This is a genomic window from Okeania sp. SIO2B9 (assembly GCF_010672505.1).
Lineage (GTDB): Bacteria > Cyanobacteriota > Cyanobacteriia > Cyanobacteriales > Microcoleaceae > Okeania > Okeania hirsuta.
In genome coordinates this window covers 1-4,558 of sequence record NZ_JAAHGK010000585.1, presented here as the reverse complement: position 1 = coordinate 4,558, position 4,558 = coordinate 1, and the positions used below count along the sequence as shown (strand labels likewise).

Genomic DNA, 4,558 nt, shown 5'->3' with positions numbered 1-4,558 from the left:
TGGCTATTTAGCCACAAAATTTCGACGTAATATACCCCCCAGTTGAAGAAGATTAATCGGGAACGGATAATCGAAAAATCCACTTGAATGGGGGTGAAAATCCGAATTAATTGAATTCATTTATTAAACTGGGCAATGCTGTATCAAGATATTCTGTAAAATAGCTTGAACGGGAAACAATTTTGGTGGTACTGGTTTAGGATTAGTTATTAGTCAGCGTTTAAGTGAAATTATGGGCGGTAAAATGTGGGTGGTTTCTCAGTGGAAAGAAACAGATGAATTGAAAGAAAAAAATAGGCAAATTATTAAATCAAAAATTAATCATAATAACAGCAGAATTAATAACCGAGAAACTGGTCTGAATTTTGCCAACTCAAATACTGTTAAATCTCTAGTAAATATAGCAGGGTCTCCACCTCCTTACTTTGTTAAACCCGAAGCAGATCGTAAAGGTTCAACTTTTTATTTTACGATTCAAGCAGAAGCAATTACAGTTCCTTCTTCTGAAGAAATTGATACCTTCTTAAAAGGTAAAAAATTATTAGTTGTTGAAAGTCATCCTGTTAATCAAGAGGTAATAAAACAACAAGTTAATTCATGGGAAATGATACCTATAATTGCTGATTCTGGTACAAAAGCTTTGAACTGGTTGAAGCAGAGAAGAGATTTTGATATAGGGATTATTGCTATGAATCTTTCAGATATGGATGGACTGACATTAGCGAGAAAGATTCGGAAGTTGGAAACTCAACAAAATGTCGAGCAAAATTATTCGTTATCTTTGCCCTTATTAATGTTTACTTATCTCGGCAAGGCAGAAATTTTCCGAGAACTTCAAGAGGCAAAAGTTAATTTAGCTGGTTTTTTGAATAAACCAGTGAAACAGTCTCAATTTTATAATGTTTTATTGCAAGTATTTGGTACTACAGCAGATAAAATAGCTAATGCAAAAACTCCTAGTTTAGGTCTGAAATATTTTCAAAGGTTTAGCGAGAGAAGTAGCGCTCGCTCTCATCTCCGCATCTTGTTGGCAGAAGATAACGTAATTAATCAGAAAGTAGCAATACACTTGCTAGGAAGAATAGGTTATCGTGCAGATATAGCTGCTAACGGAATAGAAGTTTTAGATGCTCTCAAGCGAGTACCCTACGATGTGGTATTAATGGATGTACAGATGCCAGAGATGGATGGAATAGAGACCACCAGTCGTATTCATCAAGATTATCCAGAAGAAAAACGTCCTTGGATCATTGCTATGACAGCTAATGCTATGCAGGGCGATCGTGATAAATGTCTCAATGCTGGGATGGATGATTATGTGACCAAACCAATTCGTCGTGATCAATTAGTGGAAGTTCTCAACAAATGCAAGCTGCCAATACGAAAGGAGAAGTCAACGCCTAGAAATGATTCAGCATTGGTAAAAAGAGATCCTCCTAAGAAACCAGTTACTTATAAGCAGAAATTTATCAACGGTAAAGTCAAGTTGAACTCTCAGTTGGAGGAAAAAGCGTTAGTTAAGAGTATATTTCCCACTTCAACATCAAGCAGTAGTTTGCTTCCTACTAATGATGATGAAACGATACTTATTTCTGAAGCAGGTTTACAAGAATTGGCAGAACTTGACGAACATTTAATTGATTTAGAGAATGCACCAGAAACCGATGGAATTACAGCTGAAGATTTAGATTTATTGGATAATATATTAGAAGCAGAATATGAAAAAAAATCAGCGATCAATCCCAAAACTTTAGCAGATTTCCGCAATCTTTATGATGATGAACCAGATACTCTAATTATTTTGATACAAGACTATCTTGTTGATGGTAATAAGCACATGGATATTATCAGGAAATCTATCAAAAAACATGATTATACTACATTAAAAGGAGCTTCTCATACTCTGAAGTCTAGTAGTGCTTTACTAGGAGCAATTAATTTTTCTGAATTGTGTCAAGAGTTAGAGCACATGACTCGTGCTGTGGTTGAGTCTGGAGCAGATTTTAATTTAAAAAAAGCTCTTGAAATTCTTTCTCTAGTTGGAGCTGAATGGGAACGAGTTAAGGAAGAGTTAAACCAAGAAATACAGCAACATAGAGGAGTATAATACCAAGGGAGGGTGGGGAGGGTGGGGAGATGGGGAGTTGGGAGTTGGGGGTTGGGAACAAGCCAAAAATTTACCCCGTCACCCGTCAATTGTACCACATTAATCACCGAATATACTGTATCCAATTTTTGTCAAAGGGAACAAGGAATATAGAATCTAAATGATTCTTAGCTTAGTTCAACAATTACTTCTCCTGATAGCGCTTTTCATATAGATAGACTACAGTTAGTATGGGCAACCCAAAAGCATTTTTCTACGACCTACGGACGTTGCATGCAATACCTCTACATCCCTACTATCTACCCAAAAATTATTTTGTGGTCTACTTAGGAGTGATTTTTATTCGTTAAGGAAAGATTAATCTTTTATCGCTATCAACAGGATAAGTGGTTGTTGAATTTGCCAGAAATTAAAATCTTATATCATGTTCGGTTGAATACTTATAAATAACTGTTGTGAGTCCTCAGGAGTCAGGAGTCAGGAGTCAGGAGGGAAGAAAGGAGGAATACATAGAAAATATTGGAGAAAAGCATTGATAATTTCAGTATTTCTTTGGTACTGTCGGTACCCGGAGTCCTTAAATTTTATTATAACTGATTATCCGTTAGCGTAGCTCCCCCGGAGGGGGAACATGATATTAGCAGCTAGAGGAAATGTAGTTGAATTAATGGCTGCCCAAATACAAAAACTTCCCCCTTCAACTCAGGAAATATTGCAATTAGCAGCTTGTATTAGCAACAAGTTTGATGTAAAAACTCTATCTATTGTATCTGAAAAATCTCTGCCGGAAACTGCCTTATGTTTATGGGGTGCTTGATCAGAAAGATTGATTTTGCCAGAGGACGAAACCTATAAATTTTATCAGGGAGAAAACGACGATCATTTCCGTGAAATAACTGATTTACAAACACCAATTTATCATTTTCTCCACGACCGGGTTTAACAAGCAGCTTATCGTCTAATTTCGCAACAAAAAAAACAAGAAACTAATCTAAAAATTGGGATGCTACTGTTAAACAATAGGGCGGATGAACAACTAGAAGAAAAAATATTTTAAATTGTCAATCAACTTAATTATGGTGTGCAATTAATTACAAAAATAGAAGTAAGGGAAGAGTTAGCAAATTTAAATTTAAAACGGGAATCAAGGCTAAAGTATCTACTGCTTATAAAACAGCAATATCTTATTTTAATACAGGGATAAATCTACTGACTGAAAATAGTTGGTCTACTCAATATCAACTAAAATTGGCATTATATGAAGAAGGGGCAGAAGCTAACTACTTGAATGGTGATTTTGGGCAAATGGAGAAGTTGGTTGACATTGTATTAGAAAAAGCCGCACAACTCTTGGATAAAATCAAAGTTTATGAAATCAAGATAGAAGCTGGTATTACTCAGAGTAAATTGCAAGAAGCTAGTTGTTAAAAATTACGGTCAATTACCCAAAGTAAGATGCTATCCCGGCAAACTGAATCAGATATTTATTAATATTATTGGTAATGCTATTGATGCAGTACAACCAATGGGAAAAGAATCAAGCAATCCACCTCCCAAAATTACTATTACTACGGCAATAGAAGCAAAAAATCAAGTAATAATTAGGATAGCTGATAATGGCATAGGTATGAGTGAAGCAGTACAAAAATAAATATTTGACCCTTTTTATACCACAAAACCAGTGGGTCAAGGTATAGGGTTAGGTTTAGCAATTAGCTATCAAGTTATTGTTGAACATCATCAGGGAGAATTAGAATGTATTTCTGCTCTAGGAAAAGGCACAGAATTTCTGATAACAATTCCCCATTTTATTGAGTGGGGGAGTGGGTAGGGACGTTCCATGCAACGTTCGTACAGAGAAGTAAACATAAGAATAATTAACAATAACTGGCGTGCTAATTATCAAAAAATTTATTCAGTCTGTGTTAATTACTTAATAATTTAAGCCTCACTTCAGTATAGTATTAGAAAGAAAGAACTAAAATCAACAGTTTTTTTGAGATTTGTATTAAAAATTTCTGTTGTCTTTAATTTCTACTAAAAATTCATATTCAAATCCACGGAAATTAGAATCTAATTGTAAAGTATATACTCCACTGATAGGCATAGTATCTGTCCATTCATTTTCATTACCTTCAATATTAGGTTCCCTTGCCATAAGTTGGCCATCAGGACTAATAATTGCCGGAAATACATCCCCAAAATTTTTGATAGTCATGGTCTGACCCTGGATCATCCTAACCCGATAGTTATGACTACCAGTACCAATCATCTCCCCTCTAACAATAGCTGTGTTACTTTCTGGGGAAAAAGTAATAGTCTTATCTACCCTGGCACAAGTGCTACGAGTTCGGTTCTTGGCAACCCAACCTATAACTGGATTAGTAATTCGTAGCCAGCCAGATTTTTCATCTGCGACAGAAACAAAGGTATTATTGTTAAGTTGAGAAA

General features: G+C 35.4%; 3 protein-coding genes and 2 pseudogenes. 4 read left to right on the top strand and 1 reads right to left on the bottom strand.

From position 1 onward, the window contains the following. The first annotated feature begins 232 nt into the window (after positions 1-232). The 4 genes and pseudogenes from F6K13_RS19565 (at position 233) to F6K13_RS19550 (ending at position 3,938) form a co-directional block, all read left to right on the top strand. Entirely contained in the window at positions 233-2,107 is a 1,875-nt protein-coding gene (locus F6K13_RS19565) for a response regulator (RefSeq protein ID WP_287288093.1), read from the top strand. A gap of 631 nt (positions 2,108-2,738) precedes the next feature. Continuing rightward, the gene (locus tag F6K13_RS19560) at positions 2,739-2,924 is read left to right on the top strand and encodes a hypothetical protein (protein ID WP_124146849.1); all 186 of its coding nucleotides are present in this window, start codon (positions 2,739-2,741) and stop codon (positions 2,922-2,924) included. Between the two features lie 431 nt (positions 2,925-3,355). Then, positions 3,356-3,535 (top strand): hypothetical protein, encoded by a 180-nt coding sequence (locus F6K13_RS19555; protein ID WP_124146848.1) that lies wholly within the window; start codon positions 3,356-3,358, stop codon positions 3,533-3,535. Between the two features lie 97 nt (positions 3,536-3,632). Next, positions 3,633-3,938 (top strand): annotated as a pseudogene (locus F6K13_RS19550) (sensor histidine kinase). Between the two features lie 177 nt (positions 3,939-4,115). Here F6K13_RS19550 and F6K13_RS19545 read toward each other — a convergent pair. Beyond that, a pseudogene (locus F6K13_RS19545) lies at positions 4,116-4,558 on the bottom strand (SH3 domain-containing protein); the annotation flags it as partial.